The organism is Serratia sp. SSNIH1 (assembly GCF_002935055.1).
GTDB classification, from domain to species: Bacteria; Pseudomonadota; Gammaproteobacteria; order Enterobacterales; family Enterobacteriaceae; genus Serratia; species Serratia nevei.
On the sequence record NZ_CP026383.1, the window covers coordinates 4,828,437 to 4,844,733 of the forward strand.

A 16,297-nucleotide genomic window follows, 5' to 3' on the forward strand; every position below is an offset into this window, starting at 1 on the left:
GGTTACGCCCATAAAAAAAGCCGGTCACGATGACCGGCTTTTTTATCGGCTTGCGCCAGGCCGCTTACTTCAGCAGCGCCTGCGCCTTGGCCACCACGTTGTCCACGGTGAAGCCGAACTCGGCGAACAGCTGCTCCGCCGGCGCCGACTCACCGAAGGTGGTCATGCCCACGATGGCGCCGTTCAGGCCCACGTACTTGTACCAGTAGTCCGCGATACCCGCTTCCACCGCCACGCGCGCCGTTACCGCCGCCGGCAACACCGACTCCCGGTACGCCGCATCCTGCTTGTCGAACGCGTCGGTCGACGGCATCGACACCACGCGCACCTTGCGGCCCGCCGCGGTCAGCTTGTCCGCCGCTTCCACCGTGATGCCCACTTCGGAGCCGGTGGCAATCAGGATGACGTCCGGCGTGCCCGCGCAGTCTTTCAGCACGTAGCCGCCGCGGTACACGTTCGCCAGCTGCTCTGCAGTGCGCGGCTGCTGGGTCAGATTCTGGCGCGAGAACACCAGCGTGGTCGGGCCGTCGTTGCGCTCGATGCCGTACTGCCACGCCACCGCCGACTCCACCTGGTCACACGGGCGCCAGGTGCTCATGTTCGGGGTCACGCGCAGGCTCGCCAGCTGCTCCACCGGCTGGTGGGTCGGGCCGTCTTCGCCCAGACCGATGGAGTCGTGGGTGTAGACGAACACGTTGCGCAGCTTCATCAGCGCCGCCATGCGCACCGCGTTGCGGGCGTATTCTACAAACATCAGGAAGGTCGCCGAGTACGGCAGGAAGCCGCCGTGCAGCGCGATGCCGTTGGTGATGGCGGTCATGCCGAACTCGCGCACGCCGTAATGAATGTAGTTGCCCGCCGGGTCAACGTTCAGCGCTTTCGAGCCGGACCACATCGTCAGGTTGCTCGGTGCCAGGTCGGCAGAGCCGCCCAGGAACTCCGGCAGCACCTTGCCGAACGCTTCCAGCGCGTTCTGCGACGCCTTGCGGCTGGCGATGTTGGCCGGGTTGGCCTGCAGTTTTTCCACGAACGCTTTGGCGTCGGCTTTCCAGTCGGCCGGCAGCTCGCCGTTCATGCGGCGCTTGAACTCGGCAGCCTGCTCCGGGAAGGCCTTGGCGTAGGCGGCGAACTTGTCGTTCCAGGCCGCTTCTTTAGCCTGACCGGCTTCTTTGGCGTCCCACTGGGCGTAGATGTCCTGCGGGATTTCAAAGGCGGCGTATTTCCAGCCCAGCGCTTCGCGGGTGGCGGCCACTTCGGCTGCGCCCAGCGCGGCGCCGTGCACGTCATGGGTGCCGGCCTTGTTCGGCGAACCGAAGCCGATAACGGTCTTGCACATCAGCAGCGACGGCTTGTCGGTCACCTTGCGCGCTTCTTCAATCGCGGCCTTGATGGCATCCGGGTTGTGGCCGTCAACGTTGCGCACCACGTGCCAGCCGTAGGCTTCGAAACGCAGGGCGGTGTCGTCGGTGAACCAGCCGTCGACGTGGCCGTCGATGGAGATGCCGTTGTCATCGTAGAAAGCGGTCAGCTTGCCGAGCTTGAGGGTACCGGCCAGAGAGCAGACTTCGTGCGAGATGCCTTCCATCATGCAGCCGTCGCCCATGAAGGCGTAGGTGTGGTGGTCAACGATGTCGTGGCCCGGGCGGTTGAACTGCGCCGCCAGGGTGCGTTCGGCGATGGCGAAGCCGACGGCGTTGGCGATGCCCTGGCCCAGCGGGCCGGTGGTGGTTTCAACGCCTGGGGTGTAGCCGTACTCCGGGTGCCCTGGGGTCTTGGAGTGCAGCTGACGGAAGTTTTCCAGCTCGCGCATCGGCAAGTCATAGCCGGTGAGGTGCAGGAGGCTGTAAATCAACATGGAGCCGTGGCCGTTGGAGAGCACGAAACGGTCGCGGTCAGCCCAGTGCGGGTTAGTCGGGTTGTGGTTGAGGTAGTCACGCCACAGGACTTCGGCGATGTCCGCCATGCCCATAGGGGCACCCGGGTGGCCGGAATTTGCTTTTTGTACGGCGTCCATGCTGAGTGCGCGGATGGCGTTGGCAAGCTCTTTACGAGAGGACATGTTTTACTCCAGGTCGGATAAAAAAAGCAGTCAAGTTCCCTATTTTCTCAGACTCCACATCACAACGGCAATCCCTAATGCCAAATGAGAGCGAGTTCACCACTTATTAGCACGATTGGACGCTTTTTCGGAATAACACTATTCTCGCCCCGTCTGACGTACACTAGGCTCTTGCGACAAGATTTCCTCCAAGCAAAATGATTCTTTTACCTTGTTACCTTCACAGGAAGATGGCGTTATGAAGATCCGTACCTCTTTGATTGCGTTGGGCATTGCCACCTTGGCAACCGGCTGTCAAAACCTGAATACCGAAACCTTGATGCAGTCCGGCGCCCAGGCGTTCCAGGCGGCGACCCTGAGCAACAACGACGTTAAGGCCCTGAGTGATAAATCCTGTGCCGAGATGGACAGCAAGGCACAAATCGCGCCGGCCGACAGCACCTACGCCAAGCGTCTCAACAAAATCGCCGCGGCGCTGGGCGACAACATCAACGGCACCCCGGCCAACTACAAGGTCTACGTGACCAAAGACGTCAACGCCTGGGCGATGGCCAACGGCTGCATCCGCGTCTACAGCGGCCTGATGGACATGATGAACGACAACGAAGTGGAAGGCGTGCTGGGCCATGAAATGGGCCACGTGGCGCTGGGCCACACCCGCAAGGCGATGCAGGTAGCTTACGGCACCGTGGCGCTGCGCACCGCGGCGTCCTCCGCCGGCGGCGTCATCGGCTCGCTGTCGCAGTCGCAGCTGGCGGACATCGGCGAGAAGCTGGTCAGCGCCCAGTTTTCACAGAAGCAGGAAAGCGAAGCGGATGATTACTCGTTCGATCTGCTGAAAAAGCGCGGCATCGATCCGAACGGCCTGGCCACCAGCTTCGAGAAGCTGGCCCAGATGGAAGCCGGCCGCCAGAGCAGCCTGTTCGACGACCACCCTTCTTCCCAAGCGCGTGCGCAGCACATCCGCGATCGCATCGCGGCAGAGAAATAACCACGAAAACGCCCGGCAATCGCCGGGCGTTTTTTATCGTATTAATACAGCGTTTTCTGCGGCGGCCCGGCGAAAGTCAGCGGCCCAACCTGTTTCATGTCCACCTCGACCACCGACGGCCCCGGGTAGTTGATCGCTTCGGCCAGCACGCCGTTGAACTGTGCCGCTGCGTCCACCTTCCAGGCTTTCAGCCCCATCGCTTCGGCGATCTGGGTGAAAGCCGGCGTGTGCAGCTCGTTGTAATACTGGCGCCCGGCGAAGTACTTGTCCTGAATGCCGCGCATCACGCCATAACCGCCGTCGTTCATGATCAGCAGGGTGATATTCACCTGTTCCTGCGCCATGGTCGCCAACTCGCCCAGGCCCAGCGCCAGACCACCGTCGCCCACCAGCCCCACCACCTTGCGCTGCGGGTTGGCAATCGCGGTGCCGATGGCCATCGGCAGCCCCATACCGATGGCGCCCGCCAGCGAGTGAATGTTGCACAGCGGCGAGATCGCCCGGAACAGCCGGCTGCCCCAGACGCTGCCGGAAACGGTGATATCGCGTACCAACAGCCCGTCCTGCGGCAGCGCGGCGTCGATGGCGTCGTTGAGTTTGGCGTATTCACCGGACTGCTGGCGCAGCGCGCTCTCCGCCTGCCGCACCGCCCCCGCGATCTCGGTATCCCACTCGGCATTGACCTTCTCGCCGGGGGCCAGCCGCGCCGCCAGCGCCGCCAGCAGCGCCGCACAGTCGCCGTTGATCTGTTCATCGGCCAGATAGTTGCGGTTGGCCGCCGCCGGATCGATGTCAATCTGCACCAGCGGGCGCGGCAGCGGCAGCGTCCAGGTACGGGTTTCATTGCTGCGCAGGCGCGAACCGGCCACCAGCGTCAGATCGCACTGCGTCAGGATCGCTTCGATGCTCGGTGAGTTATGGAACGCCCGCAGGCTGCGCGGATGGCTGTCCGGCAGAATGCCGCGCCCGTGGGTGCTGGAGATCACCGCCACGCCGGCGTCTGCCAGCTTGCGCACCGCGTCGCCGCAGGCCAAGGCGCCGCCGCCCAACCACAGCAGCGGACGCTTAGCCTGTTTCAGCCGCTGATGCAGCCGTTCCACCGCCGCATCGTCCGCCTTCGGCAGCGGCGCCGGCGCCAACGGTTCGGTCAGCACCGAACGGGAAACCAGGCTGCTTTGAATATCGATCGGGATCTCGACCGCCACCGGGCCGCACGGCACGGTTTGCGCATCCAGGATCGCCCGTTGGATCACCGCCACCGCCTGCTCCGGCGAATTGACCCGGTAAGCGCGCTTGGAGCAGGCGCGCAGGAAGCCGAGCTGATCGCGGGTTTCATGAATAAAACCGGCGTCGGCGTCCAGATAGGCTTTCTCCACCTGGCCGGTGATATGCAGCAGCGGCGTGTTGGCGTTGAGCGCCTCAATCATCGCCCCCACCGCGTTGCCGGCGCCGGCGCCGGTGCTGGTCAACGCTACGCCCAGGCCAGAGAAACGCCCGTGCGCGTCGGCCATGGTGACCGCCCCCGCTTCGCCGCGCGCCGGCACGAAGCGAATTTTATCGCGCTGCCCCACCGCATCGGCGATCGGCAGATTATGAATCGAAATGATGCCGTACATCGCCGACACCGCATACTGTTCCAGAGTCCGGGCTATCGCCTCGCCAACCGTGATTTTATCGCTCATCATCTGCCTTCTTAGGGTATTCGTTATTAGGGTTATGCGTAGAGGTGTCGGCCTAGTCGCTCCAGCGGTTCACCTGATGGCTCAGCGCCAGATACACGCTTTTCTGCTGCATGTAGGCCTTGATGCCGTTCAGGCCCTTTTCGCGACCCAGCCCGCTTTCCTTGAAACCACCGAACGGCGTGGAAATCGAGAACGTTTTGTAGGTATTGACCCAGACGGTGCCGGTTTCCAGCCGCTCCGCCAGCGCCATCGCGCGAGGGAAGTCACGGCTCCAGATGCCGGCCGCCAGGCCGTACACCGAGTCATTGGCCTGTTCGATCAGCTGTTGCTCATCGTCAAACGGCAGCGCCACCAGCACCGGGCCGAAGATCTCTTCCTGGCAGACGCGGGCGTCGTTGTTCAAGCCTTCAATAATGGTCGGCAGGTAATAGCTACCGCTCGCCAGTTGCGGATCGGCCGGCGCTTCGCCGCCGATGACCACCCGGCCGCCCTCCTGCCGCGCCAGCGCCACGTAGTCCGCCACGCTTTGCCGATGTTTGGCGCTGATCAGCGGGCCGAGATGCACGCCCGGCACCAGCGGGTTGCCGATGCGCAGCCCCGCCGTCAGTTCGGTCAAGCGCGCCAGCAGCGGCTGATACAGCGAACGATGCACGAACAGCCGCGAACCGGCGATGCACGCCTGGCCGGCGGAACTGAAAATGCCGTAGCAGATGCCGCGCGCCGCCTGCTCCAGATCCGCGTCCTCCAGCACGATGGTCGGCGACTTACCGCCCAATTCCAGCGAAGTGGGGATCAGCTTGTCGGCGGCGATGTGCGCCAAATGGCGCCCGGTGCTGGTCCCGCCGGTAAAGGAGATCTTTTTCACCCGCGGATGGCGCGCCAACGCCTCGCCGATCACCGAACCTTTGCCCGGCAACACGCTGAGCAGCCCGGCCGGCAGGCCCGCCTGTTCGAACAGTTCGGCCAGCTTCAGCGCCATCAGCGGCGTGGCTTCGGCCGGTTTGAGCACCACCGCGTTGCCCGCCGCCAGCGCCGGCGCCACCTTCTGCATTTCGCTGGCGATCGGCGAGTTCCACGGCGTAATGGCGGCGATCACCCCCATCGGTTGATACTGGCTTAGCGTCATCACCTCGGCGCTGCGCGGGGTCGGCAGCTCGCCTTCCAACACCTCGCAGGCGGCCGCGAAGTAGCGCGCGGTCGCCGCCGCGCTGGCCACCAGCCCGCGGGTTTCCGCCAGCGGCTTGCCGTTGTCGCGGGTCTGCAGCTCGGCCAACTGTTCCTGCTGCGCCAGGATCAGGTTGCTGACGCGGTAGAGGATCGAGGCGCGCTGGTGCGGCACCAGCCCTCGCCATTCCGGCGCGCGCCAAGCGCGTTCCGCCGCTTCTACCGCCTCGTTCACGTCCTCGACGTTAGCGGCACGCAGCCGCGCGTTGACGCTGCCGTCGGCCGGGAATACCGAAGCCATCTCTTCGCCGCGCCCTTCACGCCAGCGCCCAGCGACAAAAATATTCAATCGTTCCATGCTCCGCTCCTGCCGTTCAGGCAATAAAACCGCCGTCCACCAGACGGCGACAGGCTTGTACCGCGCTCAGCGCCGCCAGGGTTGATGTTTTGGGATTGCTCGCCAGCGGGGTGCCGCTCAGCTCGATGTGAAATTCGCCAAAGTCGCCGCACACCTGCAGACGATGGGTATTGCGCCGGGTGGCGGGATCGACCTGCAGGCGTACCCGGGTGGCGTCCATCCCCAGGCCGTTGAGCGCAATGGTGGCCGCCACGTTGGCATTGGCCGGGAACAAACGCGCCGCTTCGCGCGCCGACCCTTCAAAAAATACCTGCGCTTCGCTCACCGCATCGAGGTCGATCAGCTGCTCCGCCGGGCTGCCGCGCCAGCTGGCCGGGCTTTTGCTGGCCTGATAGGTCACGCTTTCCAGCCCGCCTTCGCGCGCCGACGCCAGCCCATCCATCCCCGCCACCGCACCGGACAACACGATCAGCTGCCCGTGATGGCGGCGGCAAACCTGCTGCAGCCGCTGTTGCAATGTGGCGTCCGCCAGCGCGCCGGTCGAAATCAGCGCCAGCGGCCAGCCGCGCTGCAGCACCGCTTCACCGAACTCCGCCACCGCCTGCTGGCTGGCGCATTCCAGCACCAGATCCGGCCGCTGCAAACACTGCTCGGGATGGGTCAACGCCTGCACCCGCCCGCCAAAGGCCTCGGCGATCGCCGCATGATGAGCCGCGCGCGCCAGGATCCAACCGACCTCCACGCCTTCCGGCAAACGGGCGATCACTTCCTTCGCCATCGCGCCGTAGCCAATCATCATGATCTTCTTCATCTTTATCGCCCCCTGCTACACATGGCGGTTAAAGCCGCCGGATACGTCCAGCGCCGCGCCGGTGGTAAAGGAAGCCAGCGGCGAAGCGAGGAACAGCAGCGCCTGCGCCGGCTCCTGCGGCTTGCCGAGGCGCTTCATCGGGATGCCGCGGCGTTCGGCGATCGCCGCCGTCCACTGCTCCCAGCTTTGATCTTTATCGCTGCGCTCGTCGAAACGGCGGCGCCATTGGCCCGACTCCACCATCCCCAGCAAGATCGAGTTAACGCGAATGCCTTTGCCCACCAGCTCTTTCGACAGCGTCAGCGTCATGTTGAGCAGCGCGGCGCGCGCCGCCGAGGTGGCGATCATGTGTTCTTCCGGCTGCAGCGCCAGCAGCGAGTTCACGCAAGTGATCGACGCGATCGTCGATCGTTCCAGCGCCGGTAAAAACGCCTGCACCGGGTTGATCACGCCGAACAGCTTCAGCTCGGCCTCATGCAGCCAGGCTTCGCGCGGCGTTTGGTCAAAATGGGCGACGAAGCCCTGACCGGCGTTGTTGATAAGCAGATCCACGCCGCCGAAATGCGCCGTCACCTGGTCAGCGAACTGCGCCACCTGCTGCGCGTCCAGTACGTCGCAGCGCAGCGCCAGCATCTCCGCCTGCGGAAACTCCGCGCGCAGGCTGGCTGCTGCGCCGGCCAGTTTGTCCGGATCGCGGCCGCAGAACGCCACCCTCGCCCCTTCGGCCAGCAGCAGCTTCAGGGTTTCGAAACCGATGCCCGACGAGCCGCCGGTCACCACCGCCACCCGATTCTCAAGCTGAAAATTCATCGTTGGATTGCTCCCGTAAAGTCCCGCAGATAGCGGTTGAAACACGCCGCCGCGTCGAGGTAGCTGGCATGGCCGGCGGCGGCGATCAAACGCAGCGTCGCGTCCTGCTCACGCGCCAACTCGGCCGCCTTCTCCGGCGGCGTAATGCGATCCTGTTCACCACACCAGACTTCCAGCGGGCCGCGATAGCGCGCCAGATAGCGGCCGATATCGTCGTTGGCCAGCATCCAGGCGGCACTCAGAAAACCGTCGGGATCGAGCTGCTGCATGCCGTTGCGCACCCAGGCGATATCCTGCGGATCCGCCCCTTCACGCAGCAAGGCCGCCGCCCGCTGCTCGCCGTAGCCCACCGGCCCCAGCGTCTCTATCATCTGTTGGCGCTGGCCATAGACCTGCCGACGTTTTTCCTCCGGCGCCGTGGCATAGCCCTGCGCCGGATCCGCCAACACCAATCCACATAACCCGTCCGGATAGCCGGCGGCATAGGCGCTGCCGATCAGCGCCCCCAGCGAATGGCCGACGATCAGCGGCTGCGCCAGCTGCAGCTCATCAATCAGCGCCGCCAACGCCGCCGCATAACCGGCGGCATCGGCCTGAGGATCCGCCAACGGCAGGCTGCCGCCGTAGCCCGGCGCATCCCACGCCAACAGACGGTGGCCGTCCGTCAGGCCGCTATCGTTGAGCTGCTTGATCCACGAGGCCGATCCGGAGCTGATGCCGTGCAGCAACACCACCGGCCGTCCCTGCCCGGCCTCGCGCCAGCTCAGGGTGTACGCCCCGCAGCGCGCCCGTTGGCGTTGCGCCAGGCCGTTCATCAGTTGCGCTTCACTTTGGACAGCGGGTGATCCGCCGGATAGGTCGGGATCTCCGGCTTGGCGGTGCCGAGCATCACGCACATCAGCGCCTCTTCCTCGCCGTGGTTGAACAGGCCGCGATACACCCCCGCCGGCACCGAGATCAGATCGCGCTCTTTCAGCCTGGTTTCGTAATACTCTTCCCCATCCTGAATCATCAGCGTGATGCTGCCTTTCAGCATGAAGAACACTTCTTCCACGTCGTCGTGCAGGTGCAGCGGGCCCTCGCACTTCGACGGCAGCACCATGGTGGAGAAGGTGAAATTGCCCGCCGGAATGGTGTTGGCGTCGCTGGCCACGCCGGTAGCGCCGGTACCGATGTAGCGCATCTGCGCACGGCGGTATTTCGGGTCAAAGTCGGCCTGGAATTTCAGCGCGTTCCAGTCGTATTTACGGCCTTCGAAACGGGCGATGCGCGACTCCACCCAATTTTCCATCGACAGATCCTGCGGCTTGACGCCGGCTTTGTTCTCAACCTGAGACATGTTGTCACTCCTCTGTTGAATCAAATGGTTATCCCCTTCGTCTTTCACGCTGTGGCGTTGTTGACTGCATTCGTTCGCACCGGTCACTTACCGCAGTAAGCTCCTGGAGACTCACGAACTTGCCGCCTAGCCACAGCATGAAATCCATTGGGCTTAGCAATTGTTAATTCAGTACTTTCTCAGTAACGGCAGCAGAATGAGGCAGCCGACGAAAGCCATCACCACCAGGAACAGCAGGCCGTTATCCATATTGCCGGTGGCGGCGATCAACGCCCCCATCAGCACCGGCGCCAGCGCGCCGGCAAAATTGCCCAACCCGTTAAAGATGCCACCGGCGGTAGCGCTGACCTTGCTGCTGGTCGCCTTCGCCAACAGCGCGAAAATATTCGGCGCGCCGGCGCCCCACATAAAGGTGCTGAAGGCCATGGCGGCGATCACGCTGTAGGTGCCCTGCAGGTGCAGCACCACCGCCAGACCGAGGCCGGCGCCGCACAGCGACAGGAAGCAAGCCAGCGCGCGCCGATCCAGCTTGTCCGACAGCCAGGCACCCAGCACTTCGCCGAGCAGCATGGCGATGAACGGCAGCGAAGAGAGGTAACCGGCATGCTCCAGATGAATGCCTTTCCCCTTGATCAGGTAGCTCGGCAACCAGCCGTTCATGCCCCACAGGTAGGTCAGGAAGGCGATGTTGAACAGGCAGATCATCCAAAAGTGCGGGCTGCGCAGCAGCTCGCGGCGATGCTGTTGGCGTTCGGACACCGCCGGCTTGGTCGCCGCCGCCGGGCGCGCGACGTTCAGGTGGCGCATGCCGAACAGCACCAGCAACATCACCGGCAACGTCAGAAACGCCATAAAGAAGAAGGTGGCCTGCCAGTCGAAGGTATTGAGGATGTACAGGGTGACCGGGAAGCCAAGCGCGGCGCCCAGCGGCGTGCCGAGCAGCCACAGCATGGTGGCGCGCGCCTGCAGCTGCGGCGGGAAGGCCTGACGAATAATGGCGTAGGCCATCGGCAGCAGCGGCCCTTCGGCGATGCCGAGCAGAATGCGCAGCGTCATCATGCCGTGATAGGAACGCACCATCCCCATCAACACCATCAGCACGCCCCACACCACCATCATGCCAATCAATACCTTGACCGGATTAAGCCGATCGCCGATGCCGCTGAGCAGCATCGAGGAAATGCCGTAGGAGAACAGAAACGCGCTCATCAGCAAGCCCAGCCGCGCCGGGTCAAAACCGATCCCTAACGCCTGCTGGAACTCACTATCGGAAAACAGCGCCGCGATGCTGATCTTGTCGAAAAACGCCAACAGCACGCAGGCAAACAGCGCAATCGGCACCGACCAGCGCACCCGCTGCTGCGGATTTTCGGCAACGGCTTCCCCCGCCCGTCCAGCGCGGGCGTCAATGTCTTGCGTAGTCATAAAACGCTCCCGAGGTTCGGGCGTTATTTCAACGCCATCAAAGAAAACTCCGCATCCGCCAGCTGCTGCGGATCCAGCACCCGGCCGCTCGCCAACCAACGCTTGCCGAGCTTGATGGTGCGCGCGTCGTTGAACGCCACCATCTGCACCAGCTGCCGATCGGCGTTCAGCGTGAAGAACACCTGCGACTGCGGCGTGCGGCGCACCACATGGTGCACGCCGCCGCTCGGCACGCCGAGGATCTGGATATTGGCGTCGTATTGATCCGACCAAAGCCAGGCCACGTCGTCATACGGGGCGGCGAAGGCGTCGAGCATCGCGCAGGCGGTGCTGATGGCCTGATTTTGCGCGTAGGCCCAGGACTGCAGGCACAGGCCGAGCGTCGGGTGGCGCGCCACATCGCCGGCGGCGAAGATCGCCGGATGGCTGGTGCGCCCCTGGCCGTCGACCACGATGCCGGACTCGATCGCCAGCCCGGCGCTGCGCGCCAGTTCGAGATTCAGCTCGACGCCGATCCCCACCACCACCAGATCGAAGGCCTGCGGATCGCTGACTTCGCTGCCGATCCAGGCGGCGCCGTCGCGATCTTCCAGCGAGATCTCGCCGCAGCCGCACAGCACCGTGACGCCCTGCTGGCGATGCAGTTCGAGCAACGCCTGTGAGACGTCGGCGCCGACGCTGCGCATGCACAGCGCAGGCTGGCGTTCAAACACCGTCACCTCGATGCCGAGACGGCGCGCGGAAGCGGCGATCTCCAGCCCGATCCAACCGCCGCCGACGATCGCCAGGCGACGGCAGCCCTGCAGGCCCTGCCGCAACCGGGCCGCATCGTCCCAGGAACGCAGCGTCATCACGCGCGGGTGCTGCGCCCAGGCGGCGCTCGGCACACGCGGCCGCCCGCCGGTGGCGATCAGCAACTGCTCGAACTGCAGCCGTTGCCCGTCGCTGAGCGTGACGATTTGCTGTTCTGCATCAATGGACTCGGCGTGCAGCGGGCGACGCCAGTCGATATTCAGCTCCGCCACCGTCTGTTCGCTGAACAGCCGGCTGAGGGGAGCTGCGGCATCCAGCAGCGCCGCTTTCGACAGCGGCGGCCGCTCGTAAAAATCGTAGGGTTCGTCGCTGACAACCGTCAGCCGGCCGCTGTAACCGCGATCGCGCAGCGTCTTGGCCGCCCAGCCGCCGGCCTGGCCGCCGCCGACGATAACGATGCCCGCGTGTTCCGGCCGTTTCATAACGCCTCCGCCTTTTTATGCTGGCGGCGCGTGTCGTGATCGATGCCGCCCTCTACCGCCCATTCGGTGAAGGAGACCAATGAATGCTCCAGCTCGCGCGGCTGCCAGTTTTCCGTCAGATAATCGTCGTTGGTGTAGTACTCGAACGCGCCGCCGGTCGGGCTGTTGACGTACCAGAAATAGGCCGAGGAGATCGGGTGGCGGCCGGGGCCGATAAAGGTGCTCCACTTCTCTTTGTTCATGGCGATGCCGCCGCCGATCACTTCGTGGATATCGCGCACGGTGAATGCCACGTGGTTCAGGCCCCGTGGGCGATTCGGCAGCTTCAGCAGGAACAGGTTATGGTGGCCGCCGCGCGCCTGGGTGCGCAGGAAGACGGCGCGATCGATATAGCGATCGGAAACCTGGAAATCCAACAGCTCGCGATAGAAACGCTCGGTCGCCGCCAGATCCTCAACGAAGAACACCACGTGGCCAATGTTGATCGGCTGCGCCTGCGAATAAACCGGGCTGGGTTGATCGATGCGGCGCACGTCGCCCCATTGGTTGATCGGCGTGACCGGCACCTCGACCGCCTGCTGCCGGCTGACGACGAAGCGCAGCGTCATGCCGTTGGGATCGAGGCATTCCAGCTCTTCTCCCACCTGACGGAAGCCGGGCATCAGCGCCAAACGCGGCTGCAGACGCGCCAGATCGGCGGGCGAGGCCACGCCCCAGGTCATGCGGCGCAGGGTTGAACCGCCCTCAAACGCCGCAGGCAGCGCCGCGCTTTGCAACGGGTGCAGGACAACCCGCGCCCCGCTCAGGGTAGTGAATTCGCGCTGCGGTTCGCCCCAATGTTGCGTGGCGGGCTGCAGGCCGAAGTCTTGCATGAATTTTTCGCAGGTTGGCAGATCTTCGACGCCAAACTCCAGTTTTTCGATTCCGATTACGCTCATTGTTCAGCCTCACGTTCTCGCTGCATACGGTTTTCAGGCATGAGTGAACCCCGGCCCCTGTTTGCTACGGGCCTTATCCCTGCCTGAGTAAAAGAGTCGGTCCTGTCGGTTAGCCGACGTTGGCCTGCGGCGGCGCGCCGAGGAAGCCGGAAATTTTCTCCGCCGCGTCGCGCACTTCCATGCGCAGCCGCTCGCGATCCGCTTTCGGGATCTCATCGGACGGCACCATGATGCTGACCACCGCCTCGACCCGCTGCTCGCGGTTGAAGATCGGGTAGACGATCGAGGAGATGCCGTGGCGGAAGAACGATTCGCCGATCACATAGCCGCGCGCTTTGTCTTGCTGCACCATCTGCCACAGCGTTTCGCGATCCGCCGGGGTGCCCGGCGCATTGCCCGGCAGCTGCGCGTCCGGATAAAGTTGTTCGAACTCGCTGCGGGTGGCGCTGGTCAACAGCATGCGACCCAGAGAGGTTTGGTGTACCGGCAAGCGTGTGCCGACGCTGACCTGATTGATCTGCGAACCGGCGGCGCTGACGCGGGCGATGTAGATAACGTCGCGCCCATCGCGGATCGCCAGATGGCTGCTGCACTGGCTGCGATCGCGCAGCTGCTCGATCACCGGCTGGCCGGCCTGCGCCACGTCCAGCGACGCGATGTATTCGAAGCCAAGGCGCAGCACCTTGATGCCGAGCGCAAAGGTGTTGGTGCGCGGATTGCGCTCCAAAAAGCCCAGGTGCTCGAGCGTCTGCACCACGCGGTAAGCGGTGGCCTTCGGCATATCGACCAGGCGATGCAACTCGGCGAAAGTCATTTCCTTATGCTGCTCGCCAAACGCCAGCAGCAACTGCAACCCGCGATCCAGTCCCGGGATCAGATACTTACATGCTTGCTCGTCCGCCATCTCTCGCTCCTGCGCTGTGCGCCTGCCCTGCGGGCCTCAGTTGAATACGAAGCCGCCGTTGACCGGCAGCAGTTGGCCGGTGACGAAATCCGCCAGCGACGACAGCAGATAAAGCACCGTACCGTTCACATCGTCCGGATGCTGCGCCCCGGCCAGCGCGCGCCCCTGCTCGTAAAGCTGATGGCGCTCGGCGGGCACATACTCGGTGGCTTCCACCCGCGTCAGGCCTGGTGCGATGGCGTTGACGCAGATCCCCTGCGGACCCAGCTCGCGCGCCATCGAGCGGGTCATCGCGATCAGCGCGCCTTTGCTGGCGACATAGGCCATCAGGCGCGGCGCGCCCCACAGCGCAGTGTCCGACGCCACGTTGACGATTTTGGCGTGCGGGTTGCGTGCCAGCAGCGGCACCGCCGCCTGACTCACAAGCCAAGTGCCGCGCACGTTGACCTGCATCACCCGATCCCACAGGTCGATATCGTATTCCATCATGGTTTTGCCACCGACGCCGGTCGCCAACGCCGCGTTGTTCACCAGGCCGTCGATCCCGCCGCCTGCGGCGATCTTCTCGAACGCCGAACGGATCGAGTCCGGTGACGCCAGATCGATCGTCTGCGTTTCCACCTGAGCGCCCTGCTCGCGCAGCGCAGCGCCGCTCGCCGCCAGCTCATCCGCCAGAATGTCGCACATCACCACCTGTGCGCCGGCAGCGGCGATAGCGGCAGCGAAGCTGTAGCCCAGGCCGCGCGCCGCCCCGGTGACCACGATGCGTTTACCGTTCAGCAGGCCGTTCACTGCGCCGCCTCCCACTCGCGCAGCGTCGCCAGCTGTTTCTGCGCCTCTTTCTGCATCAGGCGGCGCAGGCGCGAAAGACCAACGTCGTGCTGGTACAGGTATTCGCGGCCGCGGGCGTTAGGCGCCATGTTCTCAAGCACGATGCGATCCTGCTCGAGCACGTCCCAATGCAATGATTCCAGGCGGTTGCGGTACATGAAGCGCCACATGTCGCGCTGCCAGTCTTTGACCTTACGGATACGCCAGAAGAAGACCCGGCAGTGATCCTTGTCTTCCGGCACCACCATGCCGATGATCCAAAAGTGACCACCCGGCCCGAAACGCTTCTTGTATGGGATCGACAGGCGCATCCAATAGGCGCCGCTGCTGCCGAACTCCACCCAATCGAAGTTGACGCCGATCTGGCCGTTCTTCTTGAAGATAAACCCGCTGTCGGTCGGTTCCAGCCCCATGTCCGCCTTGCGATCCCCTTCCGCCATCGAGTGCGAGGAGGAGTGCAGGTAGGTGCCGTGCATCGGATCCATCACGTTTTCCAGGGCGTATTGGTAGTTGCAGTTCCAGCTGGCGGTGCACAGGAAGTTGCTGTACGAGGCTTCGTCCGCCAGCTCTTGCGGGAAAGTCAGCGCCGCCGGCGCTTCATCCGCCGTCACGCCGAAATAGAGGAACACGGCGCCGTAGGCTTCTTTGGCCGGGTAAGACCGCAGGCATTTTTGCCCTACCAGCGGGCAGCGATCCACTGCCGGCACGTCTTTCACCGTCCCGTCGCCGCCGACCTCTACCCCGTGATACCAGCAGGCGATGCGATCGCCGAGGTTCCACCCCATGGAAAGCCGCGCGCCGCGGTGCGGGCAGCGGTCTTCCAGCGCGTGGATCTGGCCTTCGCCGTCGCGCCATACCACGATTTGCTGCTCCAGACGGGTGATGCCGACCGGGTTGTTGCCCACTTCCCAGCTGGCCAGCACCGGATACCACATGCCGCGCAACCCCTGGTCAAGATAGTCCTGCAAGCTCTGTTCGGAGGATGTTGTGTTTGCTGTCATTGTCTTCTCCCGGATGTGGCTCAGAAACCGTTAACGTGAAGGAATTCGCGGAACGTCGCCTCATTCCACGGCTGGCCGCTGCGATCGAACAGGCGGCGCTGATTCAACGCGCTGACGATCTGCTCCAGCTCTTCCGCACCCTGATCGAAGATCGTTTCCAGCGCCGCCACCAGGGCGGCTTCGAAACCGTCCGGCACACGAGCACGGTTTTGCCAGATGACATTGCGGAACTGGCCCGGCTGATGGATTTGACCGTTGCCGCCTTCGCGGGCCGGCGTCACCTGTTGGGTGTCCGGCAGCCAGGGATTGAAATCGGTAATGTGCTGCATGATTACTCCTCCGCGATAAAGGTGATCTGGATTTGGTTGTCGACCACCCGGGTGGGATAGGTTTGCAGATCGCGACCGCCCGGCTCGCGCAGGCACTGGCCGGTGCGCACGTCAAACAGCGCTTCGTGCAGCGGGCACTCAACCTTGCCGTCGTCTACAAACCCCTGGCTGAGCAAGGCATAAGCATGCGGGCAAACGTCTTCCAGCGCGTAGTAGTTACCGTCGAGCAGGTACACCCCGATCTCTTTTCCTTCCACTTTGCCGGAGAAAGGAAAATCTTCTTTCACCTGAGACACTTCGCACACATTCTTCCAGCTCATTGCTTTTGTCCTCTATCTGATTGTTTCATATATGAAACTCAGTTTCTTATTTAATACAGCCACTATAGGTCTGGCGAAACTTTCGTCAAGCGAGCGGAAC

The 16,297-nt window shown here is 63.8% G+C and carries 16 protein-coding genes; 1 reads left to right on the plus strand and 15 read right to left on the minus strand.

Annotation, left to right across the window (positions count from 1 at the left end; genetic code table 11):
* Nucleotides 1-64: 64 nt before the first annotated feature.
* Nucleotides 65-2,059, minus strand: a complete 1,995-nt coding sequence (gene tkt, locus C3F38_RS23260) for a transketolase (protein ID WP_049274185.1) — start codon at nt 2,057-2,059, stop codon at nt 65-67.
* Nucleotides 2,060-2,297: 238 nt separating this feature from the next.
* On the opposite strand from tkt, the gene C3F38_RS23265 reads away from it, so the two are divergent.
* Nucleotides 2,298-3,050 (plus strand): M48 family metallopeptidase, encoded by a 753-nt coding sequence (locus C3F38_RS23265; protein WP_019456034.1) that lies wholly within the window; start codon nt 2,298-2,300, stop codon nt 3,048-3,050.
* A gap of 41 nt (nt 3,051-3,091) precedes the next feature.
* On the opposite strand, the gene C3F38_RS23270 is transcribed toward C3F38_RS23265, so the two are convergent.
* The 14 genes from C3F38_RS23270 to C3F38_RS23335 all read right to left on the minus strand — a co-directional run bounded on the left by C3F38_RS23270 (nt 3,092) and on the right by C3F38_RS23335 (nt 16,197).
* The gene (locus C3F38_RS23270; protein WP_038874268.1) at nt 3,092-4,732 is read right to left on the minus strand and encodes a thiamine pyrophosphate-binding protein; all 1,641 of its coding nucleotides are present in this window, start codon (nt 4,730-4,732) and stop codon (nt 3,092-3,094) included.
* A gap of 52 nt (nt 4,733-4,784) precedes the next feature.
* Complete coding sequence (locus C3F38_RS23275; RefSeq protein ID WP_038874270.1) at nt 4,785-6,254, minus strand: aldehyde dehydrogenase; 1,470 nt, start codon at nt 6,252-6,254, stop codon at nt 4,785-4,787.
* Between the two features lie 16 nt (nt 6,255-6,270).
* Nucleotides 6,271-7,065, minus strand: a complete 795-nt coding sequence (locus tag C3F38_RS23280; protein WP_038874271.1) for an aspartate dehydrogenase — start codon at nt 7,063-7,065, stop codon at nt 6,271-6,273.
* A gap of 15 nt (nt 7,066-7,080) precedes the next feature.
* Nucleotides 7,081-7,875: an SDR family oxidoreductase gene (locus tag C3F38_RS23285; protein WP_038874274.1), complete on the minus strand. Its 795-nt coding sequence runs from the start codon at nt 7,873-7,875 to the stop codon at nt 7,081-7,083.
* Entirely contained in the window at nt 7,872-8,690 is an 819-nt protein-coding gene (locus tag C3F38_RS23290; RefSeq protein ID WP_055317620.1) for an alpha/beta fold hydrolase, read from the minus strand. Before C3F38_RS23290 ends, C3F38_RS23285 begins: the two co-directional genes overlap by 4 nt.
* A complete protein-coding gene (locus C3F38_RS23295; RefSeq protein ID WP_004937634.1) occupies nt 8,690-9,214 on the minus strand; it encodes a cupin domain-containing protein in 525 nt (174 codons plus the stop codon). Before C3F38_RS23295 ends, C3F38_RS23290 begins: the two co-directional genes overlap by 1 nt.
* A 168-nt stretch (nt 9,215-9,382) precedes the next feature.
* Nucleotides 9,383-10,639, minus strand: a complete 1,257-nt coding sequence (locus C3F38_RS23300) for an MFS transporter (protein ID WP_055317621.1) — start codon at nt 10,637-10,639, stop codon at nt 9,383-9,385.
* Between the two features lie 23 nt (nt 10,640-10,662).
* Nucleotides 10,663-11,874 carry an NAD(P)/FAD-dependent oxidoreductase gene (locus C3F38_RS23305; RefSeq protein ID WP_055317622.1) on the minus strand — a complete coding sequence of 404 codons (1,212 nt, stop codon included), beginning with the start codon at nt 11,872-11,874 and terminating at the stop codon, nt 10,663-10,665.
* Entirely contained in the window at nt 11,871-12,812 is a 942-nt protein-coding gene (locus tag C3F38_RS23310; protein ID WP_047729878.1) for a VOC family protein, read from the minus strand. The genes C3F38_RS23305 and C3F38_RS23310 overlap by 4 nt, the downstream gene beginning before the upstream one ends.
* Nucleotides 12,813-12,921: 109 nt before the next feature.
* A complete protein-coding gene (locus tag C3F38_RS23315) occupies nt 12,922-13,716 on the minus strand; it encodes an IclR family transcriptional regulator (protein ID WP_004937625.1) in 795 nt (264 codons plus the stop codon).
* 36 nt (nt 13,717-13,752) lie between these two features.
* A complete protein-coding gene (locus tag C3F38_RS23320) occupies nt 13,753-14,508 on the minus strand; it encodes an SDR family oxidoreductase (RefSeq protein WP_047729877.1) in 756 nt (251 codons plus the stop codon).
* Nucleotides 14,505-15,548 (minus strand): aromatic ring-hydroxylating dioxygenase subunit alpha, encoded by a 1,044-nt coding sequence (locus tag C3F38_RS23325; protein WP_055311967.1) that lies wholly within the window; start codon nt 15,546-15,548, stop codon nt 14,505-14,507. Before C3F38_RS23325 ends, C3F38_RS23320 begins: the two co-directional genes overlap by 4 nt.
* Before the next feature lie 20 nt (nt 15,549-15,568).
* The gene (locus C3F38_RS23330) at nt 15,569-15,877 is read right to left on the minus strand and encodes a recombinase-like helix-turn-helix domain-containing protein (RefSeq protein ID WP_047729876.1); all 309 of its coding nucleotides are present in this window, start codon (nt 15,875-15,877) and stop codon (nt 15,569-15,571) included.
* Between the two features lie 2 nt (nt 15,878-15,879).
* The gene (locus C3F38_RS23335) at nt 15,880-16,197 is read right to left on the minus strand and encodes a non-heme iron oxygenase ferredoxin subunit (RefSeq protein ID WP_004937614.1); all 318 of its coding nucleotides are present in this window, start codon (nt 16,195-16,197) and stop codon (nt 15,880-15,882) included.
* Between the last annotated feature and the right edge of the window lie 100 nt (nt 16,198-16,297).

What these genes read in the sequence shown, in the direction of transcription:
- tkt (WP_049274185.1), bottom strand. Translation starts at nt 2,059, where the DNA reads ATGTCCTCTCGTAAAGAGCTTGCCAACGCCATCCGCGCACTCAGCATG.
- C3F38_RS23265 (WP_019456034.1), top strand. Translation starts at nt 2,298, where the DNA reads ATGAAGATCCGTACCTCTTTGATTGCGTTGGGCATTGCCACCTTGGCA.
- C3F38_RS23270 (WP_038874268.1), bottom strand. Translation starts at nt 4,732, where the DNA reads ATGAGCGATAAAATCACGGTTGGCGAGGCGATAGCCCGGACTCTGGAA.
- C3F38_RS23275 (WP_038874270.1), bottom strand. Translation starts at nt 6,254, where the DNA reads ATGGAACGATTGAATATTTTTGTCGCTGGGCGCTGGCGTGAAGGGCGC.
- C3F38_RS23280 (WP_038874271.1), bottom strand. Translation starts at nt 7,065, where the DNA reads ATGAAGAAGATCATGATGATTGGCTACGGCGCGATGGCGAAGGAAGTG.
- C3F38_RS23285 (WP_038874274.1), bottom strand. Translation starts at nt 7,875, where the DNA reads ATGAATTTTCAGCTTGAGAATCGGGTGGCGGTGGTGACCGGCGGCTCG.
- C3F38_RS23290 (WP_055317620.1), bottom strand. Translation starts at nt 8,690, where the DNA reads ATGAACGGCCTGGCGCAACGCCAACGGGCGCGCTGCGGGGCGTACACC.
- C3F38_RS23295 (WP_004937634.1), bottom strand. Translation starts at nt 9,214, where the DNA reads ATGTCTCAGGTTGAGAACAAAGCCGGCGTCAAGCCGCAGGATCTGTCG.
- C3F38_RS23300 (WP_055317621.1), bottom strand. Translation starts at nt 10,639, where the DNA reads ATGACTACGCAAGACATTGACGCCCGCGCTGGACGGGCGGGGGAAGCC.
- C3F38_RS23305 (WP_055317622.1), bottom strand. Translation starts at nt 11,874, where the DNA reads ATGAAACGGCCGGAACACGCGGGCATCGTTATCGTCGGCGGCGGCCAG.
- C3F38_RS23310 (WP_047729878.1), bottom strand. Translation starts at nt 12,812, where the DNA reads ATGAGCGTAATCGGAATCGAAAAACTGGAGTTTGGCGTCGAAGATCTG.
- C3F38_RS23315 (WP_004937625.1), bottom strand. Translation starts at nt 13,716, where the DNA reads ATGGCGGACGAGCAAGCATGTAAGTATCTGATCCCGGGACTGGATCGC.
- C3F38_RS23325 (WP_055311967.1), bottom strand. Translation starts at nt 15,548, where the DNA reads ATGACAGCAAACACAACATCCTCCGAACAGAGCTTGCAGGACTATCTT.
- C3F38_RS23330 (WP_047729876.1), bottom strand. Translation starts at nt 15,877, where the DNA reads ATGCAGCACATTACCGATTTCAATCCCTGGCTGCCGGACACCCAACAG.
- C3F38_RS23335 (WP_004937614.1), bottom strand. Translation starts at nt 16,197, where the DNA reads ATGAGCTGGAAGAATGTGTGCGAAGTGTCTCAGGTGAAAGAAGATTTT.